Consider the following 24,417-nt stretch of genomic DNA (forward strand, 5'->3'; position numbering starts at 1 on the left):
CGGATGGTGCCGAGGGCTGGTTGATCCGTATCGAACGTGATCGTCGCGCTACGTGGCTGGACGTCCGCCGTCACGATGTTGCTGATGATCGGCGCCGTGCAATCGACGATCGCCTGGTCGGTCTTCGCGATGTTTGTTCCACCCATGCCGTCGTCGGCGTCGAGATAGTCGACACTGACGAGGTCGCCGGCGGAGACGAGTAGAGTTCCCGGGGCGTCGGCGGTATCGATCGGAAGGGTCGCCTCGAATCGCGCGGTTTCCGGCCCGGTCTCCGTGAGCAGAACGTCTTCGCCGGTCGGTTCGGAGCCGGAGACGATCGTGACCGTGAGGGTCTCGACGATAGCGTCATCGAGATTCAGATCGCAGTCGATGACGCGGATCTTGGTCTGATCGGTACAGGCGAACGCGACGCCGTCGAGATTGATGGCGCCATCGGACGTGCAGGTTTTGAGAAACGCTCCGCTGACGACGAGTGCGAAGTCGGCGTCGATCTCCGGTGTCTCGACGTGGCCGTCCTCGACGACCTCGTCGGCGGACACCTCGACGGTCCAGACGCCGGCTTCGGGGTTCTCGATAAACACGTTCTCGACGGTGTCGATCGTGTTCGCGGTGCCACCGGGCACGGACCAATTGCCATCGAGCAAGCCGTTGTTGCCCCAGTAGGTCACAAACGATGGTGACGTTACCTTGAGTGTCACGTCGTTGACACGGTGGACCGACGAGGCCGGGTTCCCGGCAGGGTCGGCGTAGGTCATGGTTAGGCGCATCGCGGGCGATCCGGGATCGACGATGGCGACATACTCAATGCTCTCGAGGTTGCCCAGAATCTCCGTCTCGTCGATGAACGAGATGTCGTCACGCATGTCGTAGAGGTTCTTGACGCTAGGCGTACCCCAGCCCTGATGCACGCGAGTGAGGTCGTGCGTCTGCCCGACAAACGAATACTGGTCGGCCGTGTTGATCAAGAAGGCCTTCGCGGTCGTCATGTGCGGACGGTTGTCGAACACCGTTCCCTGGGGGTCGACGTCGTTGCCGAAGATCCCGTCGGCCCACATCTGGAAGAAGAGTCCGAAGTGCCCACAGATCGTCGGTGTTGCACCGCTGGTGCCGCCGAACTGCCCATAGCCGGTCCCGGATGAATAGGTCGTGTAGGTGCTGTCGTAGAAGAAACTGAGATCGGGCTTGATGCGGCCGTCCTGGGCGGGTCCGATGCTCCCCGAACCGCAGGACCAGCAGTCGTCGTCGCGAGTCAGCGTATTGAAGTGCTGGACGGCGCCTCCGGAGACCACATTCTTGGCCCAGGCCTGAGGTCGCGAGTCCTGGTTCCCCGCGTTGCTCTGCGACTGGCAGTGCAGCAGATCCCAGTCGAAAAGAATCGTGTCGTGTTCGGCGGAAGTCGACGTGTAGTTGAATGTGCGCGCGTCGCCGACGCTCGAGGTCTGGAACACGGCGAAGTAGGGCGACTGCAACAACTCGCCCGTGTGCGCGTAGCGTGTCCCGCCGCTGATACCGACATTCGAATACTGGGTGATGATCGGCTGGCCGTCGGGCATCAGTCCGCGGGCCAGCGGATCGCCGCTGCCGTCGCCGAACAGAACGCCGACCGTGGCGGTGCCGTGATTGCCGGAGACCGTTGCACCTCCATGGAGCAGTGCCGGCCGTGACGCCCAATCGGGGTGGTTCGGGTTGAACCCGTCGTCGAAGCTCTCACCACGTACACCCTGGCCGGTGTAGCCGTCGACGGTCTCGATGTAGTTGGCGCCACCCATCTCACGTACGACGTCCATGTCCCGTTCCATCGGACTCCAGCGATCGACGAACTGGACCTCGTCCCAGCCGGCGACCTCGAACAGTTGTTCGGGGGTCAGCGTGGCCTCGACAAGATGCTTGCCCGCGTTCGGGCGATCGACCGTCGCGCCCATCGCGGCGATCCGTTGGGCGACGGCGTGCTTGCCACCGTCGAACACGAGGATGTTGTAGCGAAGCAGGGGATAGAACGCGTCGGCCTTTTCCACGCGGTCAAGCAGGAACCGCTCCAACCGATCGGCGGGATGGTACGGGCCAACCCAGCGGACATACGACAGCGCTTCGACTTCGTCCCGAACCCCGGGACTCATTTTAATGATGTGAGAGTGGTTTGCGAGGAAACCGTTGATCGTGCCGCCCAACGAGCGGATCTCGGCGCGAAACTCTTCGAGCGGTTGGGTCACGAACTGAACGATGTAGAGATTCGAGTTCGGCGATGCGGCGAGTCGAGGCTCGACGGAGGGCGCCTGCAACAGCGGGTCGAAACGGCGATGCAACATCTTCAGCGAGTAGGAGGTCTGTTTGGCGTGGCTCAGCGGACCGCCGTCAGTGCCGATGGCGTAGAACGGCCGCGAGACACCACCGCGCTCTTCGTTCCACAACGCCAGACGGGTGCCGGTGGCAGGGAGGCGGATGAATCGAGGTTCGACAATCCTCGCCGCCGTGGTGTGAAACGGCGTTTCGCCTTCGACGGACAGGAGGCTGCCCTTTTCAGTCTGTTCGACCGTCAACCGGGGAGTGGGCTCAGCCGCGAACAGGCCGCACGCCAGAAGCGAGAAAACCACCCACACCGCGACCCGAACCCGACGGATGTTCCCGTTCACGCCTGCCTCCGTAAGTTCCCGACGTGAGTGGCAATCCCACTCAGGTGGTTTCTTACTGCAAAAAGCGCTTCGGGCCTACCTTATTCGGCGTCCCGCGCCGTCTCGAACCTGATCAGGGCCTCCTCGTGGTTTTTTCGATTCGCCCTCGTGTCCTGGGGCTGGTCGACGTCCTTCCGAATTTGACTAGAAACGGAAACCGAAGCCGACACCGACGACCAGCGGATTGACCTCGACCATGCCGAGGCTCCCGCCGACCAGCACAGTGTCGGGGTCGCTGACATCGGCCTCGATGTTGATGTACTTCACATCGAAGTTGAAGACCTTCCCCTCGCCGATCGTGCAGTCGATGCCGGCCTGGGCCGCCAGACCGAAGCTGCCGGAGTCCAGATCGAGATCCGCCAGCGTGCCCGACTCGGAGTAGAAGATCGTGTAGTTCAGGCCCGCACCGACGTACGGGCTGTACTTGCCGTCGGTGTTGAAATGATACTGGCCGAGCACCGTGGCCGGGGCGTGGTACACGCTGCCAAGGCTGACACGGCCGCCGCCGAGATCAGCCGTGACCTCCTGCGCGGCCGTCGCCAGGATGGCCTCGACCGACCAGTTGGGGGTGAAGAAGTAGCTAGCGTCGACCTCGATCGTCACGTCGGCGTCGACTTCGGTGCTCACGCTCTCGAGCACTCCGTCGGCATCGTCGTTAGGGGCGATGAACAGAAGTCGCGTTCGCAGGAGCCAGTTGTCGTCCTCCGCCATCGCGTTGGGTACACCGGTCAGGGCGATTACCAAGACGACACACAGTCCGATCCAGACTTTCTTCGTATGCATAGAGTCGGTCCTCCGATCTAGCGCGTCGGTCACGCACAGTTATGTTCAGCGCACGATCGAAGATCGGCGCAAGAGCATGGGATCATCGTTGGCATGGCCGATCCAGCGCTAACGAGGACCGAAATTGTCCTCAATCTCGCTTGCCGGGAGACGGCGCACTGGATACGGTCAGAGGTTCTGGCGCGAGAGGATCCGCATCGAAAGGACCAGCGGAACGACGACCCAGACCAGCAGCCCGAGCAGGCCGATTCCCGTGGTCGCCACGCTCGACCCGGTCAGCTTCATCAGGGTCGCCCCCGCCGGGCCGTAGAGGTGGTCGCCGCCGACCTGCAGCAGCGAGAGCACGCGCACGATGTCCACCGGATTGCCCATCAAGCCCAGCGGCAACACGGTCTTGAGCACCGCCGGCGACAGGTACAGTGTCGTTCCCAGCATCAGCATGCCGTAGACCAGTTCAAAGAAGACCCACGTGCCGAGCGCGAGGCCCAGGGCGATCTGCCGTCGCTGCGCGATCAGGGAGATCAACACCGAAAGGCCGGTGAACACCATCGCCAGCAAGATCGAGTAGGCCACGACCGCCAGGTAGCTCTGCGCCCCTGCGACGCCGATCGCCAGGGCGATCACCGCGCCGGGCAAGCCGAAGCCGAGTAGCGAGGCGCCGACGATCGTCAGCAGCAAGCCGAGGTATCGGCCGAGCAGAACCTTCCAGCGCGGCACCGGCTGCGTGATGAGGATCTCGAAGTAGCCATGGTTGGTGATAAAGCTGAACACCCCCAGCAGCATCGCGAACAGTGGGATCAGGAAACCGCCGAGGTTGACGATGCTCGCGGCCGTGCGCGTGAAGTCCTGGAACCCGGCGTAGCCCGACGTGACCATACCGAAATACGCCAGCACCAGCGTCAACACCGCGAACAGTAGCGCGAACGACAGGACCCAGCGATTCCGGCGGTTCAGCGTGAACTCCTGCCGGCAGATCAGCCACACCGCAGACCTCATCGCGCCTCCTCGTCGGCGGTATGCGAGCCGAGCACCCGCAACATCCCCAGCGCCTCGCCGGAACCGGATTCCATCAGCGGAAAGCCGGCACCCGGGCGCACGGCTCGCATGCGGAACGTGACCACTTCGCCGGAGGCCGGGATCGCTATCTCACCGACCTCGGGGTAGCCCCGGATCGACACGACCAGGTCGCGCTCCAGGTCGTCGCCGGCGGCCGCGTTCCACAACAACAACTCGTCCTTGGAGGCCTCGACGCTCTCGGGGACCAGGCCTGTGGGCCCGAAGCGCACCTCGATTACGCGGTCCGGAGTGCCGCGCGCCAGCCGGTAGCCGTCCCAGTCGGTCAGCCGTTCGTCGTCGTGGCCCAGCGCCGCCTCGGCATCCTCTCGCCGGGCAAAGGCGACGACCCCGGCCTCCATCACCGTCGGCAGGTGCTCGGTCATCAAGAACGTCACCTCCGCCGCCGGATGCATCGCGCCATCCCCATGGTCGGCGAAGTAGATCGCGCCGACGGGAGGCCGCTGCGCGCCAGGCCGGGCCTCGTAGTGCCGCAGCAGACACACGGGCGAGTCGAATGTCACGAATTGCCCGCCCTCGACAAAACCGCAGGCCTGCTCCGGCCGGTCGATGACCATCGCGCACTCGCGGCAGGCGTCCATGCCGGCGGTGACCCCGGGCTTCACCTCGCCCGAGCAGCCCGCCAGGGCGACGACGATCAGCGCCACCGGACACCACGCCCGGATCACGTTGACGTCTCTTCGTCGGTCGCGAAGTGACGGCGGATCAACGCCTCCCAGTCGGGCACCTCGGTGTGGATCTCGGCGACGACCGCACCCGCGGCCTCGATCGCGCGGATGATCTCCAGTCGGCGTTCCGGCGAGGCGGTGAACGACAGTTGCGTACCGTTTCGCTGGGCAGAATCCGCACCGGCGATGCGGCTAGCCTCGACCATCGCGTCCGACGCGTGGTCGAGCACCACGCGCACCAGCGTCTGTTGGGCCACCGCCGCGCGAAACACCGGTGCCTCCTCGAGCTGGACGCAGCGGCCGTCCACCAACACCGCCACACGGTCGGCCAGTTGCATCGCGCTTTGCACCAGGTGCGACGAGAACACCACCGTCGTGCCCCTCGATCGCGCCTCGTCGATCATCCGGTGCAGGCGGTCGACCCCGATCAGGTCGAGGTTGACCGTCGGTTCGTCGAGTACGAGCAACGGCACGTCCTTCAACAGCGCGATCGCGAGGCCGAGGCGCTGTAGCATGCCGCCGGAGAACTCGCGGGTTCGCCGATCCGCTTCGTCGCTGAGGCCGAACAGCTCCAGTACCTCGTCGATCCGCGTCTCCGGCACGTCCCGCAGCCGCCCGAACATCGACGCGATCTCGCGTGCGGTCAACATGTCGGGCAGCGTCACCCGTTGCGGCGCGTATGACAAGCGCTGTTTGACACCGTCGGGATCACGTACAACGTCGAGACCGTCGATTAGGATGCGTCCCGCGCTTGGGCGGTGCAGGCCGACGATCGATCGCAGGATCGTAGTCTTGCCACTTCCGTTGGGACCCAACAGCGCCAGCGTCTCACCGCGTCGAACATGCAGGTCGAGCGGTTGGACGGCAAGGAACTTTCCGTAGCGTTTTTCGAAGCGCTCGAAGTGAATCATCGGGTGCCCGGCCGCCGCTGTCGCGGACGGCTGAAGAATACCAGCAACCCGAGCGGCCCCACGGCGCCGAGGACGTAGGCCGCGGCCCATCCCGGACTTGGCGTGCCGGCGAAATGCCCGGCGAGTTCCCAGGGCACCTCGCTGTTGTCGGCCGCACGCATCAGCGGCCTGGGATCCTCGACGTCACCCAGTCGCAGGATCGGCAGCGCGCGTTCGGCCGCGCGAAGCATCTCGGACGCCGGGCTCAACAGGTAGAAGCGGACCTCCGGGACCTTCGACTCCAGTACCTGAAACACGTTCTGCACGCCGAACGGGACATCGCCGACGCCGTCGCCGTCGAGGTCGTAGCCCCGGTAGCGGCTCCAGTGATTGCCCGCATCGTCGTCGGCCCATCGCGTCTCGCGGTCGCTGACGTCCAGCAGCAACTCGCTGAGATTATCGAGGAAGTTGTTGCGCGCAAAGAGGTTACCGTCGCACCCGCCGTTGAGTTGGATGGCCAGGTCGTTGTCCACGATGTCGTTGCGCTCGAACACGTTGCTGTCGGCGTTGTTGAGGAAGAGTCCGCGGCTGTTGTCCAGGATCAGGTTGGACTTTGCCGTCACGCGGCTCATCGACTGCATCAGGATTCCGTAGGCGCGGTACCCCCGGCAGCGCGCGAAGACATTGCGCGCAAACAGGATGTCCTCCGAATACATCAGTGCCGCACCGGCGACGTTGTGTTCGAACAGATTGTCGCTGAACGTGTTCTCGTTGGAGTACATGTAGTGCAGTCCGTAGCGTACGTCGTGGACATGGTTGCGGTTGATCTCCGTCTTGCTCGCAAACGAAAAGTAGATCCCGTCTCGCGCATTGAAGATTTCGTTGTCCACGATGCGGTTGCCCGTCGAGTTCCAGAGATGGATCCCGTTGCCGCGGTCGGCCTCGATCAGGTCGGTCCGACCCTCGATGCGGTTGCCGGCGATCAGGACGTTGTTGCCGCCCTTGACGTAGATGCCGTGCAGCGACTCCGAGACCCGGCTATCGCGGACCGTCACGTCATCGGCCTCGATCAGAATGCACGCCATGTCCTTGGTCAGCCGCGAGCCGGCCTCGCTGACGTGCACGCCGCGAATCTCGGTACCCGGCGCGCGGATGTGCACGACGTTGCCCTGGTAATCGCCGCGAATCACCGGCATGCGTACGCCGACCAGCGTAACAGGGACGTCGATGACGACGTTTTCATGGTATTCATGGCCGATCAGGCGCACGATGTCGCCGGGTTCGGCCCGTTGCAGCGTTTCCGTGATCGACTCGCCCTGGGCGACATGGTGGATCGCTGCCGACGCCACCGCGAACGAAAGGGCGGCGCACAGCACAAGGGTGCCCCTCAACGTTCGACGCACAAGTTCCGTGAAATCCACGGCGAGCAGTCTAGCGGAATCGCGGTGTCAAGTCGCGGTGATTCGTTTGACCTCGGAGTCGACCATCGATTTGGTGCGCACGCCGGCGACGCCGGTCTTGACCAGCAACTGCCAGACTTCCTCCATGTCGAGGAACAGCTGCTTGTCGAACTCACCGGCTGCGCGGCGTTCCTTGCACGATTCGTAGAGAGTCAGCGCTGCGGTCAACTGGACCTGCGTGTCCTCCCACTCTTCCTGCAAGACGTCGCTGAAACGATCGCCGTACTGCTCGAATCCCGCCGTGATGAACGCGGCGATGGGATTGATTACGTTGAGCACGCCGACAATTTCGATGTCCTTGTTGTGGACTTTGCCTTCCCAGTCGTCGTCGGAGTTGAGTACGACGGCTTCCGGAACCTCCATGGGTTCCGGTACGTCGTACTTGATCAATACGCGTTCCGGAGCCGCGGCCTCATCGGCATAGCCGCTCTCGCCGCCACCGCAACCGAACGCCAGCCCCGCGATACACACTACGATCAGTAAACCTCTCATGATTTGCCTCCGGCAGCGTTCGAATCCGAGCGCTGTTGCCGATAAGAAAGAAAGACGGCGCCGACCAGCAGCAGCCCGAAAACGAGAAACAGGTAGCTTCCCAGCGCCGGATAGGACCAGACATCGAACTGGCCCACCTGCTTGTAGCCGAAGATCGGCGGCATGAACGGCTCTACCTGGACCGACGCACGCGCGTCCAGGTTGGCGCCGTAGTAGTTCATCTTCGAATAGAACGTCCACATCGAGAACGCGCCGAAGTACATCGAGCCGACGATCACGTCGACGACCGCACGCACGTTGCCGATCGCCGCCGCCCGCAGCGTCATCACGGCGATCAGCCCAATTACAAGCGGAATCCACTTCAACTCGCTGAAGTCGCTCGGCCGCAACTCAGCCATCCCGATGTAGTGGTTGAGGACGTTGATCTCGGTCAGGTCGTTGCCCTTGTTTCCACCCACCAGGTCGTGGCTGTAGACGTACAGTTCCAGACCCTCCGGGTATTGCTGGGCCACGAACGTCATGTGCCACAGTGGGACGACGAACGTCGGGATCACCACCAGCAGGGCCAGCAATACCAGCACTCGGCTGGTAAGGGTCAGGTTGCGGTCGAGTCTCGCCGCGGTCCGTCCGAAGATGTCGATCATCTACGCCTCGTGCGCTCCGGCCGACCCTGACGTGGGCCAGGCCGGAGCCACCGGATTTACTTGACCAGCATGTAACCCTGCATCTCCTGATGCAGGGCGCTGCAGAAGTTCGTGCAGTAGAACGCGTAGACACCCGACTTGTCCGCTGTGAATGTGACACTCTTGGTCTCGCCGGGATCGATGACGATGTTGATGTTGTAGTCGTTGATCGCGAATCCATGCAGCTCGTCACGGGTCTGCTCGATGTTGGTGATGTGCACGATCACCTTGTCGCCCTTGTTGACGCGGATAACATCTGGCGCAAAGAACGACCGCACGGCCAGCATCCAGATTTCGACCGTGTTGCCGCGCCGTTCGACGCGGGCGTCTTCTGCGGCCCAGATGGCGTTGGGGTCGTCGGACTCTTCCTTGGGGTAGACCTCGTAAGCATCGATCTTGTCCGCCTTGATCACTACCGAGTAGTGCGGCTCGGGTTCGGTGAAGGCGTCATACAGCAGCTTCATCTTGTCGCCGCTGATGTCGATCAGCTGCGCCGATTCGGGGATCGACGGCCCGACGCTGAGGTGCCGGCCCTTGGACAGTTTGTTCAGCGCCACGAGGTAGTTGCCGTCCGGCGACATCGAATCGCCCTCGGCCGTCACGAGGTGCCCGATGTTGTAGGCCACCGGGATCTTGTCGACGACGTACTGCTCCATGTCGGAGGGATCGTCGTAGGGCGGCAGCTGCCACTTGGCCACTGCACTCTCTACGAACAGCGAGGTGTAGGCGTATCCGCGTCCGTCGAACTGCGTGTGCAGTGGGCCCAGACCGACCGGTACCTCAGCCTCACGCACCGAGTTGTAGGTTAGCACCGGGATCCCGTCGATCGTCTCCTCGAAGTCCTTGTCGGCGATCGCCTGCTTGATCTTGTCGATGTTGAACACAGTCGTCGTCGGGGACAGTTTGCCCGAGCCGATGATCCATTGTCCGTCGGGCGATACGTCGACACCGTGCGGCGATTTGGCCAACGGCATGAAGTAGGCGACGCCGGGGGCCTTGAGCGGGTCGATCACCTTGGCGCCCGAGACCGTGTCGTACTTGCCCGCGGCGATGGCTTTCTCGGCCTCGCGCCAGTCGATAGCCAGGACGAAGTCCTTGTCCTTCTGTGACGCGGTTACCTCGAGCTTGCCGCCCTCGATGAACTCGCGTTCCGAGTTGTAGCAGGTGAAGAAGATGAAGCCCTCGCTGGGACCCTTACCCGCGTCGCCGAGGTCGTAGTTGAAGGGCGGGACGACGATCTCCCAACCGAGGCTCATTTCGCCGGAGTCCGGATCGATCTTGATACCCGCGACAATGCCCTTGTACTTGGTGCCGTATTCCGTCACATCGGCATAGGTGCCTTCGGGGAACGGCACCGACATTCGTGTGGACATCGTCACGTATTCCGAGTTTGGCGTGACGAACGAACTGCCGTGGTTGGCCGAGATGTTGGGGATCGTCATGATCTGTTTGGTCTTGAAATCTCCCAGATCGATCCGCGCGATGCGGCCGTTGGCGTTGTCATTGATGAACAGCCAGCGACCGTCGTACTCACCGTTGGTCTCCGAGAAGCCGGGATGGTGCGAGTCGCCCCAGTTGTAGCCGCCGAGCATCTCCTTGCTCTCGTCGTCGAAGCCGTAGCCGGTGCCGGGGTACGGCGAAAACACCGGGATCGTCGCGATGTGACGCATCGACGGGATGCCCGAGACGAAGATCTGCCCGCTGTGCCCGCCGGAATAGAACAGATAGTACTCGTCGAGATCGCCGGGCGGTACGTAGGTCGCCAGCGCGGCATCGGTCACGTCGGAGCCGCTGCTGCCGCCGCTACGACCGCCGCGACCGCCGCGTCCGGGTGGTTCCGGGGCGCAGCCCGCGAGGTCAATTACGAGCAGCAGGACTAATCCCAGCAGCACGAGTGTGGATATGTTTCGGGCTCTCATCGGTATGCCTCCCATCGAGGAGCATGCGGCGAATCGGCATGCTTCCTCGAGCAGTGTTGAATACTCAATTGATGTCTTCTTCCAGTGCGCGGTTCTTCACGATGTCGTAAGCCTTGGTGATTTTCTCGATCGCTTCCCATTTCTGCTCGTCGGTCAACGGGATCTGACTCTCGAGGATGATCTTCATGGTGCCGGTCGGATCGAACATGAACTCCTCGACCGTCTTGTTGAATCGAGCGCGGACGTCTTCCGGAGCGAGCGAGAGATCCGGTCCCTTGTTGGTCGGCGATTCGATGCCGAACGCCTTCACGCTGTGACACACGAAGCAGCTGTGTTCGACGAAGAACGCGCCGTCGCCCTCGCGCATCTGTTGGTTGCGCTCGATCTCCTCGGGCGTCATCTCGTCCTTCAACTCGACGCCCGGCAGGTAGGCGCGCGGCAGCTCGGAGTCGTCGCGCCAGCTCATCACCAGCATCGCCAGTGCCTGCGCCTCGCGGGACTGAAAGTTCATCTCGGGCATGATCGTGTCGGGGACAACCGTCGGTGGTGACTGGAAGTGCTTGATATGCCACTGGAAGACGGTCTGCAGGTTCGTCGTAAGGTTGCTGAAGTCGAAGCCCTCGGCATGCTTGTCGCCCTCGTGGGTCAGATCGGGCCCGAGGCCGCCGCCGCTGCCGTTGATGCCGTGACAGACCTTGCAGCCCTTCGTGCGGACAATCTTTTTGGCGTCATTGATGTAGGTCATGCCATCGGTCTCGCGTTCGTAGCGGTGGCAGAAGTTGCACTGGATCTCGTAGAGCGGAGGGGGGTTCTTCGGGGCGTAGTCGGCACCAACGATCCCGCTGAGCAGCGGCTGCTCCCAGTGTTCGACGAACCCGTGGGCATCCTCGGCGGTCAGCGCCCAGCCCTGTCCGCCGTGGCAGACCGTGCAGCCGTAAGTTTCGATCGGGTGCGTGCCCAGCAACTCCATCGCCGGGTGGCTGGCCCACGGCTGCTCGACGTTCGCGAGCCCCTTCCAGCCGACTCCCAGGTGGCAAGTCGTGCAACGATCTACGATCTCCAGCGGCTCGACCCAGATCTGCTGGATCCCACGCGGGGCCTCGGCCACCTGCTCGACGCCGATCTCCTCGGCGACGATCGCGCGGAACTCGCTTTGGTAGTACTTCCAGTCCGGTGCCGAATCCCGGTAGATCGCCGCGATCCCGGCGACTAGAGTCAAACCCCCGGCGATCAGCACGAGTATCAGTTCGCGTTTGCCGACCCTCTTGATCATCGTGACCTCGGCCCTAAATTCTTCCGGGATGTTCCGGCCACGCCTGCCAGGGCCAGTAGAACTCCCAGTTCGGACCGCGCAATGCGGTGCCGATGTACGTCAATAGAATGAAAGCGATGATGAACGCGCAGAACGTGGCGATCGCCGCGTGGCGCGTGGACTTCGTGACCCGCGCCACGACGAAGTACAGCACGGCACAGAGCGCCACGAGCAACGTCGCGGGGTTGACGAGGTCGAAGAACAGTTGGCTCTCGAACCCGCTGAACACGCTTCGTACCGGGAACAAGATCGAGCTGGCGACGCACAGGCAGGTGACCAGCGCGCCGTAGAGGAACCCGAAGTAGGCCCAGCGCCGGCCCGGCCGATCGGTGAACCACGTACCGATGCTGCGCTGTTCGCGGTCCATGAACGGGATCAGGGCGAGGCCCATGACCACGATCCCCGGGATGATCACGCCGCCCATCAACGCGGAGTAGCCGACGAGCTCCTGCAGTCCCAGGAAGTACCACGGCGCCTTGGCCGGATTGGGCGTGACCTCGGGGTTGGCAGGTCCCTCGAGCGGCGCGGGGATGAACAGCGCCAGCGCCAGAGTGACGGCAACGGTCAGCAACGTGACCCACAGTAGCCTCGTGGTCATGTGCGGGGTCGCCGGCAGCGAGTTGTCTTTGTTAAGGGTCGTGGGATCGGAGACTTGCACGGTCGTCCCGGCGGCGATGCCGAGGATGCTGTAGGTCTTCGACTTTTTCGGCTGCGCAGGTTCCGTTTCCCTGGCGTCGCGGCGCACCGTGTCGACGATCGCAAGCCCGCCGTCCTTGCGCACGCGCCACATGTGCCATCCCGTAATGCCAAACAGTATCAGCGGCAGGAAGACGCAGTGCAGCACGTAGAACCGGATCAGCGTCGGCTGGCCGATGATCGTGCCGCCGAGAAGGAACTCGCGCATCTCCTCGCCGATCAACGGCACACTGGCAGCGATGTTGGTGCCGACCGTGATGGCCCAGAACGCCAGTTGGTCCCACGGCAGCAAATAGCCGGTGAAGCTCAGCAGCAGTGTCAGCACAAGCAGCACTACGCCGAGTACCCAGTTGTATGGGCGCGCCGACTTGACCACGCTACCCGCCTTGTACGCGCCGGTGAGGAACACACGGAACATGTGCAAGAAGACCACCGCAACCATCAGATGCGCGGAGAGACGGTGTACGCGTCGCAACAGCCAGCCGAAGCTGACGGCGAACTCAAGGTCCTTGATCGACCAGTAGGCGCGCTCAACCGAGGGAATGTAGAGGAACATCAACACGATCCCGGTCACGGTCAGGATCATGAACAGCACGAACGAGATCGTGCCGAGGTAGAACGAGTAGCCGAAGGCGAAACTCTTCAGCGAGATGCGGTTGGGGAACCCGTGCAGTAGGAAATTCGAGACGATCCCACTACCGGCCTCGCGATCACTGGCCGGGGCCCAGGGCCAGACCAGCTTTTCCCACAAGCTCTTCTTCGAAAACAAGCCCATCTAGACCACCAATCGGAAGTCGCGTTCGACGCGTTGTCCGAGATCGACCACCAGCTGACCATCAGCCATCGACACCTCGACCGGGTGCCACGCAAGCGGGCGTGGGGCCGGCCCGAAGTAATTGGTTCCGTCGCCGTAGAACTTGGAGCCGTGGCACGGGCAGTGGAACTCACCGCCTGAGGTGAACTCGAGGTTACGCACTGTCTGCACTTCCTTACGCTTGTACGGTGCGTACTTGACGGTGCAGCCGAGGTGCGTGCAGACCGCCGAGATGCAATAGAAGCTGTTGCCATCCTTGAAGACGTAGAGTCGTTCCTTGTCGAGGTAGGTGACGCCTTCCTGGAAGCGGTCCGGGGCGCCGACGCGCATCCGTTTCGGCGGTTCGTAGAGCACGTTGGGCGCGAGCGACCGCAAGAATGGCCAGCCGACGAGTGCGGTGCCGAGCCCGACGATGCTGCCGGTCAGCCACGTCAAGAAGGTCCTGCGGGGTTGTTGTTTCTCCATTCTTAACTCCTGAGCGACTCGACGAAATTGAAACGCTCCATGGTCATCGCCTCGGTCGGGCAGCGCTCGGCACAGAGCCCGCAACGGATGCACGTGGCGTCGTCCTTAAGCAACACGGTCAGCACGCCGGCGGGATCATGGTCGTACTGGGCGAGCGCCGCCTCGCGCTGTTCCGCGGGCATCTCCACCTGTTCGATCGGCACGAACGTGAGGCACTTCTCGGGGCAGACATCGGCGCAGCGGTTGCAGAGCACGCAGAGCTCCGGGTCGTAAATCGTGTCCACGTGACAGACAAGACAGCGTTCGGCCTGCGCCCGGGCGCTTTCCTCGGTCATCGCGTGTTCGACCTCGGCGATGCCGGTCCGCCGATCCACGTCCGTCGTCGGCGCCGCCTCGCGCTCGATTTTCTCGTAACCGCGGGGCATCGTGTAGTCGGCCGACGGGATGCGTGTGATCTGCACCTGCAAGTTCCTGACCTGCTCGCCGCCGCCGAGGAACGCGTGAATCGACTGTGCCGCGGTCTTGCCGTTGGCCACGGCCTCGATCGCGATGCGCGGGCCGAATGCTGCGTCGCCGCCAGCGTACACACCCGGCGCGCTCGTGGCCAGCGTCTCTGGATCGATCTTGACCGTGCCGCTGGGGTGCAAATCGACGCCGTCGGAGGCGGACAGGAAGTCGAAATCGGGTTGTTGACCAATCGCAAGCACGACCGAGTCCACGTCGAGTGTCATCGTGTCGGACTCATCAAACTCTGGGCTGAAGCGGCCGTCCTCGTCAAAAACCCGCTTGCAGCGGACGAACTCGACGCCCGTGACCCGCTCGTCGCCGAGGATCGCGCGTGGGCCCCATGCGGGGTGCAATTCAATGCCTTCCTCGAGCGCCTCGCGCAATTCTTCCTTGCCCTGGATCGTACGGCTGGCGGGCATTTCCTCGAGCGCCTCGAGCGAGATCACATGGACCTTTGAGGCCCCCGAACGCAGGGCTCCGCGCGCGGCGTCCATCGCCGGCTGCCCGACGACGGCCTCGGCCGACATCTCGATCTCCTCCATCGGGTTGTAGAACTCGCGCACCGCGGTGCGTGCCGCATCGAGCGCTACCGAGCCGCCCCCAATGACGACGACGCTGTCGCCGAGATCCACGCGGTAGCCGCGGTTCAGGTTGAGCAGGTAGTCGACGGCTTTGATCACACCGTCCTTGTCTACTCCGGGGATGTTCAGGTCGCGGCCTCGCGACGCGCCGATGGAAATGAAGAACGCCTCGAAGCCTTCCTCGCGCAGCGTCTGGAAGTTGTAGTCAGCGGTCAGCGGCGTGTTCGTCCGGTACGTAACGCCGAGCCGCTCGATGATCGCGGCCTCGCGGTCGATCACGCCGCGCGGAAGGCGGTACTCCGGGATGCCGTAGCGCAGCATTCCGCCGACCTCGGGCAACGCCTCGAACACCGTCACGTCGTAGCCCATCAGCGCCAGGTCGTGCGCGCAGCCGAGCCCCGCAGGACCGGCGCCGACGATCGCGACCTTGCGTTTGGTTTCGGCGCGCGCAGAGGAGGCGCTCGACAGGCGCGACAGGTGCCACGCGCGGCTGCAGCCCGGATCCGGATCGGCTTCGGCCGGCGGATCTTCGATCTGCAGTAAGGTGCGGTACGACTCCGGCCGTGCGGATTCGGCACCGAATTGCTCGGTGACGAATCGTTTGAGCGGCCGGATGGTCACCGAATCGTCGATCCAGCCACGCCGACAGGCGTCCTCGCACGGTGCGGCACAGATGCGACCGCAGACCGAGGCCAGCGGATTGGATGACCGCGCGATGAGGAACGACTCCTCGAAGCGGCCCTCGGCGATCAGTTGGACGTAGCGGCCGGAATCGGTGTGCACCGGGCAGGCCTGCATGCAGGGCACGTTCTCCCGATACCAGGTGATCGGATTGAAGCGTGCCTTGAACAATCCGTCTCCCATCATTCACTCCTTGGTGATGCGAGATCGGCGATCGTCTTCGTAGTGAGGAAATCCAGGTAGGTGCGTTGCACATGCTCCCAGTGTTGGTGGGCGCTGCAGAGGTTCGTGTCGTCGCAGGGTTGGGTTTCGCTCAACAGACACGCTTTGTTCGTGCGGACCACCTCGAACAGCGAGACGATATCGATCAGCGGGATCTCATGCGGTTCGCGGCCGAGGTGGTAGCCCCCGTGACTGCCGCGCGACCCGGAGAGGATCCCGCTGCGGCGCAACGTCGCGAGGATCTTGTACAGGTAGCTCGAGGGGACCCCGGTCTCGCGAGCCAACTCGCGAGCCTGTACGCCGGACTCCTTGTTCGCCCGGACAACGGCGACGATCGCTCTCAACGCATATTCCGAGGTGGTGGAGAACATTTAGACGTTTCGATCCATGGGTCCAAATAATAGCCGAATCGAGCATAAAACAGCGGGGGACCAATGGACCGGATGCGTCGAGTTTTGGCACCCTCCGCCTCAGCGGGGTGGCGACCACCGTTTCCGGTAATTCGGTCGGTCAGGCAAACGAGGCCTCCCCGGAATTTCTTGGGGACTCACCTGGAACGCGACCCAGCCCCAGGCACCGGGGCGGCGATCAGTGTCATCCGCTGGCGTCGTGAGTTCATCGGCACAGGATAGCCGTTGCTATCGTGATGGGCTAAGTCTCCGCGACCGTCGGCAATTCAAGTCGAAAGCGTGCCCCACCGTCACTCGGGCTTTCGAGCGTCAACTCTCCGCCCAGGTCGCGAGCAAGTCCACGCGCAAGGGCCAGACCCAGACCCACTCCGGGTACCGGGTCCGCCGGATCTCTGCCGCCGCGCTCGAAGGGATCGAAGACGACGCGAACCTGCTCGCGCGGTATGCCCGGACCGTGATCGCGAACGGTCATCACGAGCGAGCCGTTCTTGGCCGCGGCGCTCAGCCGGATCGTTGGCGATGTCGTACCGTTGGCATACTTCGCCGCATTATCGACGAGGTTACCGAGGATCTGACCGATGGCCTCCGCATTCACGGAAAGCGGGATGTCATCCGGACCGTCGACGTCCAGACAGAGTGTCATCGGTGTCGACTCGACGCTACGTTCCAGCGGAGGTTTCAGACGAGTGAGCAACGCGTTCAAGGTCATCGACTCGAACTGACGCGAGCCGCCCCGCTCCTCCAGGCGTGCGTGGGTCAACACGTTGGACACCATGGCCGACAGCCGTTGCGATTCGTCCTTGAGTGTCTGCAGATATTGCCTACGCTGCTCTTCGGTGGTCACCAGTCCGTCGGCCAGCATCTCCGAGTACATCTGGAAGGTGGTCAACGGCGTTCGCAGTTCGTGAGTCACCGCCGAGACGAAGCGACGGCGACGTTCACCAAGATCGATACTCTTACGCAGGGTCGCGCCCACGACGATGGCGGCCACGATCGCGGCCAGCCACGCCACGGTCAATGCGGTGCGTCCGGCGGTGAAGCCTGTCGTCGGCAGCACCGGTTGCGCCGCTGCGACCATTTTCACCGGGATGTTGGCCAGCCCACGACCGAGAGGGTCGGTCGGTTCGTTTGAAGCGACGCGTTCAAGCCGTGCGTCAGGGAACAGGTCGTCGATCTCGAGTAAGAGACGGTCGTGCAACCGCGGCCAGGCGAGGATAAAACCCTGAATCCGATCGGCGCCGTCCAGCTCGGTTCGTCGGAGGAATGCCAGTGCGGGTTCGCTCTGGGGAGCCGGCGGTTCGAGCCAGGCGACGACTTGACGTCCCGCCAGATCTTCACCCGGCGGACGGGGAACTCCGCAGGCGAGCCGCGCGTCGAACTCGTTCTGAGTCTTGACCAGCTGGGATGGATCTTGCTGGGGGTCGGCCAGTTTGGTCTCGACGAGGCCATCCGTGGCCGAGAAGGCGAGGTGCACCGCATTCGGATCCAGATACCCACGATAGGTGTCCAGGGATTCCTGTGCGGACGCGGCCAGGCCCTGGGCGTCGATCTCGAAACGGAGTTCGACGAAATCCGACTCCAGGTCAGGCGACAGGTAATCGGAACTTGGCCGCGCCGCCTCCCGTGCGAACAAGACTGCCAGCCACGAATCCATGCGCCACATCGCCAGACGCAATGACTGCTGATAATCCGTCTCCGCGCGCGCGGCCAGTTCTCGTCGTTCGAGATCGACGACGACCCGCGTCGTCCAGATTAGCGCCAGGGCGACGATGACATTGCACGCGCCGAAGACAACCCACCATCTGGCTGCGCGGCTCACGACGGCTCCCACGTCAACATGTAGCCCTTGCCGCGCACGGTAACGATCCGGGTGGGGTTGGCGGCGTCTGGCTCGATCTTCTCTCGTAGGCGGCGAATGTGCATGTCCACCGCGCGTGTTTCCATCTCACGCGCGTTGCCACCCCAGACTCGTTGTAGCAGTTCCTTCCGATCGATGGGGCGTTCGCGGTTGACTGCGAGATAACGCAACAGTCGGGTCTCGAGGTCTGAGAGCGTGTAGCTGTCGCCGTTCGGCAGAACGACCTGACCCAACTCGAGCTGCACCGTGCGATCAGCGAGTTGTATTTCGCGAACGTCGCTTGGCCTCTCGGCCGAACGGCGTAATACCGCCTCAACGCGGGCCAGAAGCTCGGTAGCGCTGAAGGGTTTGACCACGTAGTCGTCGGCGCCGAGTTTGAGCCCGCGCACGCGGTCTTCCTCGACTCCGCGTGCGGTGAGCATGATCACGGGCAACTGCGGGTGCGACTCGCGCAGCTCACGCAGGATCTCGAACCCATCCTTGCCGGGAAGCACCACGTCCAGCAGTAGCAAATCCGGAGACGCGGCGTAGGCCGTGGACAGCGCCTCGTCGCCTCTCGAACACTCCTCGACCGCGTAGCCGGCGTAGCGTAGGGCGTCAGAAAGCCCGCGCCGGATGGGTTCGTCGTCTTCGACTACAAGGATTGTTGTTTGCGGCAAAATAACCCTTAGTGCACTAACACCCGTCGCAATTGAAGCCTTTGGCCATCGCCTGTTCTCGGATTGCGTTGCGCATCGCCTCGCCGAGTCCCGCCTCGCCAATCCGGGTGGCGATCGCCTGTCTAACGAACGTCTCGCGCGCATCGCTTAACGATTGGATCTCCGTCTGGATACCCTCACGTAGCGCGCGCTTGGCGTCGATGAACTCAATCATCTCATCCATCGTCATCGATTGCATCTCCTCGGGCAGGTCGGCAGGGGAGATCGCATCCCAGTTGAAGCCATCTTCGAGCGACTTGTCCACAAGATCCCATGAAGCATTGTTGTACAGAGCGCCACCCTTGGCCACGATGCGGCTGCTACACGACTGAACGCCCAGACGCGACGCATTGCTGTCCTGCGCGATCTGGTTGGTCAGTCCATCCTGCCCCTTTTCACCGTAGGGAACGTACGTCGTATTGAGCCTGCCGTTCAATTCGAGCAATAAAGTGTCCTGAGGGGCTGCGATCTGGATCGATCCGGTCGAGGGGTCGATGGCGGAAAAGTTGCCCTCGCCGGCCTGGGCGATCTCGTGCCACTTCTCGACGACACCCTGTTCGCGATTACCTGCATATAGAGCATTAATAATGATGTCCCGATCTCGGGCCGCTCGTGCCGCGATGCGAAAATCGTCATCCTCGACGCCCTGGTCCGCCGACTCGTTGCCGGCGACGAACACCACGCGGAGGGCGTCGTGTTCCGGCGACCAATTCATGCCGTCCAACGCCTCGTTCAACGCGCGTCCGACGAGCTCATCGCCACCCCCGGTCGTCAACTCCATCAACTCAGCGTAGACCTCGTCCAGTTCGTAGGTCAGGTCCACGTGCTGGATGATGAAGCCCTGATCTGCGGTGGCCTTATCCGTGCCGAAACTGATTAGACCGACTCGCAACTCGGGCGTGGGTTTCATGCGGCCCAGTTCGTTGACAACATCCCACACGCGGGCCCGCGTGGCGTCGAGCAGGTTCTCCATGCTGCCCGATGTGTCCAGCATGACCACCACGTCAACCGGGCGTGTCTCCTGCGCCATCGACGGGGTGAGCGTCAGAAGCAGAATGGCGAGGGCAATAAGGGCGGTTCGAATCGTTCCGGCTGTCGTCATCGGGGTTCCTCCAGGAATCTGTTCTCAGTGAGGAAGGATGCCCCATGGCCGATGAGAATGCTGTCACAGCTGTGTAACAGCCCCATCCGGCCCGATAGTCGCTCGAATATCAGACGTGCCGGCTCGAGATGAGATTCCTTAAGTATGAAGGGAAGGACGTCGCATCGTCTTCACAAATCGGTCAGATTGACCGACGGGCGTTCTTCGCTTGATCGAAACTGGGGTTAATGGACCCCCCCGGCTCAATCCGGGACGCTGGACAGCCGAAAACCGGATTGGATGGCCTGGCCGCGCCGCTCCACCGCTTGTGTCTTGAGAGTTTTCGACCCTAGATTGTGATTGGGAGAGGACCCCCATGTCTTTAGAATTTACGGATAGTGCACAATTGTGCGTGCGGAGAGGACCTTGATTCGGCGCATCCTGAAACGCTGTTCCCTTTTTGTAATTGCTGTCGTTGTTTTGATCGCGGCGCTGCCGGCTGAGGCGGTTAACGTCACCCGTACATCGAGTGACGGATCGTTCCTGATAAGCACCAAATTCAGCACAAACAACCTCGGTGGAATGTATGCCGCGTACCGGATCAACAATGACGATCCTTCGGCGTACGACGACGTCTGGGTGACGCTGGATTCGTTTACCGGCGGCGAGGTTGGTCTGGGTTCGGGTGAAGACGGCATCTACAAACTCGGCCCCCTCGCGGTCGCCGAGACGAAGACGGCCTATTTCTATTTGACTGCGGCGTCATCGTCGGGGAACGCTCAGGGGCACACGCTGCACGTCTACGACCGCCGTCCGGATCTTCCCGGCGCCGTCCAGATCCACGTCGAGGCGTTCTCGTTCACGGATGTGGAAACGTCGATCTCGGCCTCCGCCAACAAAGTCGACGTCGTGGTCAGCGGTCCCGACCCCGCGAGTATCGGTGGCATCATCACCATGCAGGTCGAAGGACGGACCGGCACCGTCGGATCCGGGGATGTACTCCAGTTCAGCCCCGCCGGCGACAACGGCTGGCCCGCCACGGCATTCCGCCTGATCAGTAGCGACATCACGTTCTTCGGAATCCAGGGGAGTAACTGCTCGACGACGCCCCTCGCCGGCGGGAACTTCACCGAACAGCTCCAGATCGACTGGAATCAGACGTCCTGTTACGCGGCGGTCTATCGATTCGTGGCCAATGCATCGACGAGCCAACCCACCGACGTGACGCCGATGATCCACGTCTCGAGCGGAACCCAGATCAAGCACACGGACCCGTCGGGCTTCGCCGGTCTTCCGCAGATTCAGCCGGCCGTGAACGTCACCATCCTTTCGAAGTCGGTTTCCCCGACGACGATGCCCGGCGCGGGCAACGTGACCTACACGGTGACATTCACGAATTCCGCAACCTCGCTCGATTGTCCGCTCTCGGAGCCGAACTGCAACGACGCCACGCTTCAGGACATCGTCGATGTTCTGCCGACCTCTCCCGCCGCCGCCACGTACAACCTGGGAACTTCGACCTTCGGCGGAGTGTCGATCCCGGACCCTAGCATCAGCGGGTCGACGCTGACCTGGACGGGCTCATTCGTGGTGCCCACGGGTGGAACGGCCGACCTCGTCTACGAGGTTGCCCTACCCGCGACCGACGGCGACTACGTCAATAGTGTGGTGGCTCACGTCGGTGCCGTCCAGATCGACACGACGCTTACCGACACGGATGACTCACCGGGCCAGGCGACCGCCAATGTCGGTGGATCGCCGGTGATCGGAATAGCGAAGGACGCGTCCGTCTCCGGGACGGGACCGTTTGCGGTGACGCTCGACTTTTATCTAGAGAACTTCGGTGACGTCGCACTGTCCGACGTGCAGGTCACTGACGATCTTGACACTGCCTTTGGCTCGGGAAATTACTCGATTACTTCCGGACCAACAATCGTCGCGGATCCTGGTGGGGGCCTTGCCGTCAACGGCGGTTTCAACGGCTCTGGTGATCAGACTCTTCTCAACGCAGGTACTTCGAGTCTGGGTATCGGCCAGACGGCCCAGCTGCGTCTGGTCGTTTCCGTTACGGCGCCAGGCAGCTACACGAACTCCGCAGTCGCCGGCGGCGATCCGCCCAGCGGTCCCGCTGGCCGGGTGACGGACGATTCGGTCGCGGGCACCGACCCCGACGCCGACAACAGCGGCGATCCCGGCAACGATATGTCCGACACGCCGATCGATCTGGCGGAGAACGCGTCAATCGGTGTCTCAAAGGATGCGTCCGTCAGCGGCACGGGTCCGTTTGCGGTGACCCTCGACTTCTATCTAGAGAACTTCGGCAACCTCGCGCTGTCCAACGTCCAGGTGACGGACGACCTCGATACCGCTTTCGGCTCTGGAAACTACTCGATCACTAGTGGCCCGACGATCATCGCGGATCCCGGTGGCGGCCTCGCCGTCAACGGTGGCTTCAATGGCTCGGGCGACCCGAGCCTGCTTAACGCTGGTACATCCAGCCTGGGTATCGGCCAGACAGCCCAACTGCGTCTGGTCGTTTCCGTTACGGCACCTGGCAGCTACACAAACTCCGCAGTCGCCGGCGGCGATCCGCCCAGCGGAGCCGGCAACCGTGTGGCCGATGACTCGGTGGACGGGACCGACCCCGACGCCGACAACAGCGGCGATCCGGGCAACGATATAAGCGACACGCCGATCGATCTGGCGGAGAACGCGTCAATCGGTGTCTCGAAGGATGCGTCCGTCAGTGGCACGGGTCCGTTTGCGGTGACCCTCGACTTTTATCTAGAGAACTTCGGCAACGTCGCGCTGTCCAACGTGCAGGTGACGGACGATCTTGACACCGCGTTTGGCTCTGGGAACTACTCGATTACTAGCGGCCCGACAATTGTCGCCGATCCTGGTGGTGGCCTAGCGGTCAACGGCAGTTTCAATGGCTCCGGCGACCAGAGCCTGCTTAATGCGGGTACATCCAGCCTGGGTATCGGCCAGACAGCCCAGTTGCGCCTGGTCGTTTCGGTCGCGGCTGCCGGCGCTTACACGAACTCCGCAATCGCTGGCGGCGACCCGCCCAGCGGCGCAGGCAACCGTGTGACGGATGACTCCGTCGACGGCACCGACCCCGACGCTGACAACAGCGGCGATCCCGGCAACGATATGAGCGACACGCCGATCGATCTCGCGGAGGCTGCGTCAATCGGTGTCTCGAAGGATGCGTCCGTCAGCGGCACGGGTCCGTTTGCTGTGACCCTCGACTTCTATCTGGAAAACTTCGGCAACGTCGCATTGTCCAACGTGCAGGTCACCGACGACCTCGACACCGCTTTTGGGTCCGGAAATTTCTCGATCACCAGCGGTCCGACGATTGTCGCCGATCCAGGTGGTGGCCTTGTCGTCAACGGAAGCTTCAATGGATCCGGCGATCAGACTCTTCTCAACGCAGGCACCTCGAGTCTGGGTATTGGTCAGACTGCACAACTTAGAGTCGTGGTCTCGGTCACGGCGACTGGGAGTTACACGAACTCCGCAGTCGCTGGTGGCGACCCGCCAAGCGGAGCCGGCGGCCGTGTAACCGACGACTCGGTGGACGGGACCGACCCCGACGCCGACAACAGCGGCGATCCAGGTAACGATATAGGCGCCACACCGATTGACCTAAGCGAGAATCCGGTCATCGGAGTCGCGAAAGACGCTTCCGTCAGCGGTAACGGTCCGTTTGCGGTGACGCTCGATTTCTATCTAGAAAATTTCGGCAACGTCGCGCTGTCCAACGTGCAGGTGACGGACGATCTGGACGCCGCGTTTGGCTCTGGAAACTACTCGATCACCAGTGGTCCGACGATCGTCGCCGATCCTGGTGGTGGCCTCGCGGTCAACGGCGGTTTCAATGGCTCGGGCGACCCGAGTCTGCTTAACGCTGGTACATCTAGTCTCGGTGTCGGGCAAACGGCACAACTGCGTCTGGTCGTCTCGGTTACGGCGACTGGCAGCTACACAAATTCCTCGGTCGCCGCCGGCGACCCGCCCAGCGGCCCCGGCGGCCGTGTAACCGACGACTCGGTGGACGGTGCGGATCCCGACGCCGACAACAGTGGCGATCCCGGCAACGATACGAGCGATACGCCGATTGACCTGACCGAGAATCCTTTAATCGGTATCGCTAAAGACGCCTCCGTCAGCGGCGCGGGTCCGTTTGCGGTGACCCTCGACTTCTATCTGGAGAACTTCGGCAACGTCGCACTGACCAACGTGCAGGTCACCGACGACCTCGACACCGCTTTCGGATCTGGGAACTACTCGATCACTAGTGGTCCGACGATTGTCGCCGACCCTGGTGGTGGCCTCGCGGTCAACGGCGGTTTCAATGGCTCGGGCGACCCGAGTCTGCTTAACGCTGGTACATCTAGTCTCGGTGTCGGGCAAACGGCACAACTGCGTCTGGTCGTCTCGGTTAC

18 protein-coding genes are annotated in these 24,417 nt (G+C 62.8%); 1 reads left to right on the top strand and 17 read right to left on the bottom strand.

The window, feature by feature from the left end; genetic code table 11:
• The 17 genes from OES25_15210 to OES25_15290 all read right to left on the bottom strand — a co-directional run.
• On the bottom strand, positions 1–2,630 hold a 2,630-nt coding region (locus OES25_15210), incomplete at its 3' end, for a hypothetical protein (GenBank protein ID MDH3628993.1).
• Between the two features lie 183 nt (positions 2,631–2,813).
• Complete coding sequence (locus OES25_15215; protein MDH3628994.1) at positions 2,814–3,452, bottom strand: outer membrane beta-barrel protein; 639 nt, start codon at positions 3,450–3,452, stop codon at positions 2,814–2,816.
• 168 nt (positions 3,453–3,620) lie between these two features.
• Positions 3,621–4,448, bottom strand: coding sequence for an ABC transporter permease (locus tag OES25_15220; protein MDH3628995.1), 828 nt, complete (start codon positions 4,446–4,448; stop codon positions 3,621–3,623).
• The gene (locus OES25_15225) at positions 4,445–5,173 is read right to left on the bottom strand and encodes a hypothetical protein (protein ID MDH3628996.1); all 729 of its coding nucleotides are present in this window, start codon (positions 5,171–5,173) and stop codon (positions 4,445–4,447) included. Before OES25_15225 ends, OES25_15220 begins: the two co-directional genes overlap by 4 nt.
• Positions 5,174–5,190: 17 nt before the next feature.
• On the bottom strand, positions 5,191–6,105 hold the full coding sequence (locus OES25_15230; GenBank protein ID MDH3628997.1) for an ABC transporter ATP-binding protein: 915 nt from the start codon (positions 6,103–6,105) through the stop codon (positions 5,191–5,193).
• Positions 6,102–7,505: a nitrous oxide reductase family maturation protein NosD gene (gene nosD, locus OES25_15235; GenBank protein MDH3628998.1), complete on the bottom strand. Its 1,404-nt coding sequence runs from the start codon at positions 7,503–7,505 to the stop codon at positions 6,102–6,104. Before nosD ends, OES25_15230 begins: the two co-directional genes overlap by 4 nt.
• A 27-nt stretch (positions 7,506–7,532) precedes the next feature.
• Positions 7,533–8,036, bottom strand: a complete 504-nt coding sequence (locus tag OES25_15240; protein MDH3628999.1) for a hypothetical protein — start codon at positions 8,034–8,036, stop codon at positions 7,533–7,535.
• Positions 8,033–8,680 (bottom strand): hypothetical protein, encoded by a 648-nt coding sequence (locus OES25_15245; GenBank protein MDH3629000.1) that lies wholly within the window; start codon positions 8,678–8,680, stop codon positions 8,033–8,035. The genes OES25_15240 and OES25_15245 overlap by 4 nt, the downstream gene beginning before the upstream one ends.
• A gap of 56 nt (positions 8,681–8,736) precedes the next feature.
• Complete coding sequence (gene nosZ, locus OES25_15250) at positions 8,737–10,638, bottom strand: Sec-dependent nitrous-oxide reductase (GenBank protein ID MDH3629001.1); 1,902 nt, start codon at positions 10,636–10,638, stop codon at positions 8,737–8,739.
• Between the two features lie 64 nt (positions 10,639–10,702).
• Positions 10,703–11,911 carry a cbb3-type cytochrome c oxidase subunit II gene (locus OES25_15255; GenBank protein MDH3629002.1) on the bottom strand — a complete coding sequence of 403 codons (1,209 nt, stop codon included), beginning with the start codon at positions 11,909–11,911 and terminating at the stop codon, positions 10,703–10,705.
• Between the two features lie 13 nt (positions 11,912–11,924).
• Entirely contained in the window at positions 11,925–13,421 is a 1,497-nt protein-coding gene (locus OES25_15260; GenBank protein ID MDH3629003.1) for a cytochrome b N-terminal domain-containing protein, read from the bottom strand.
• Positions 13,422–13,925, bottom strand: a complete 504-nt coding sequence (locus OES25_15265; GenBank protein ID MDH3629004.1) for a ubiquinol-cytochrome c reductase iron-sulfur subunit — start codon at positions 13,923–13,925, stop codon at positions 13,422–13,424.
• Between the two features lie 2 nt (positions 13,926–13,927).
• Complete coding sequence (locus OES25_15270) at positions 13,928–15,865, bottom strand: FAD-dependent oxidoreductase (GenBank protein ID MDH3629005.1); 1,938 nt, start codon at positions 15,863–15,865, stop codon at positions 13,928–13,930.
• An 11-nt stretch (positions 15,866–15,876) separates the two neighbouring features.
• Complete coding sequence (locus OES25_15275) at positions 15,877–16,287, bottom strand: Rrf2 family transcriptional regulator (protein ID MDH3629006.1); 411 nt, start codon at positions 16,285–16,287, stop codon at positions 15,877–15,879.
• Positions 16,288–16,567: 280 nt separating this feature from the next.
• Complete coding sequence (locus tag OES25_15280) at positions 16,568–18,145, bottom strand: HAMP domain-containing histidine kinase (GenBank protein MDH3629007.1); 1,578 nt, start codon at positions 18,143–18,145, stop codon at positions 16,568–16,570.
• Entirely contained in the window at positions 18,142–18,843 is a 702-nt protein-coding gene (locus OES25_15285) for a response regulator transcription factor (protein MDH3629008.1), read from the bottom strand. The genes OES25_15280 and OES25_15285 overlap by 4 nt, the downstream gene beginning before the upstream one ends.
• A gap of 16 nt (positions 18,844–18,859) precedes the next feature.
• Positions 18,860–19,984 carry a VWA domain-containing protein gene (locus OES25_15290; GenBank protein ID MDH3629009.1) on the bottom strand — a complete coding sequence of 375 codons (1,125 nt, stop codon included), beginning with the start codon at positions 19,982–19,984 and terminating at the stop codon, positions 18,860–18,862.
• Positions 19,985–20,389: 405 nt separating this feature from the next.
• On the opposite strand from OES25_15290, the gene OES25_15295 reads away from it, so the two are divergent.
• Positions 20,390–24,417 (top strand): hypothetical protein (locus OES25_15295; protein MDH3629010.1); only part of this gene is annotated, 4,028 nt, incomplete at its 3' end.

Source organism: Acidobacteriota bacterium, from assembly GCA_029861955.1.
In the GTDB taxonomy this organism is placed as follows: Bacteria; Acidobacteriota; Polarisedimenticolia; order Polarisedimenticolales; family Polarisedimenticolaceae; genus JAOTYK01.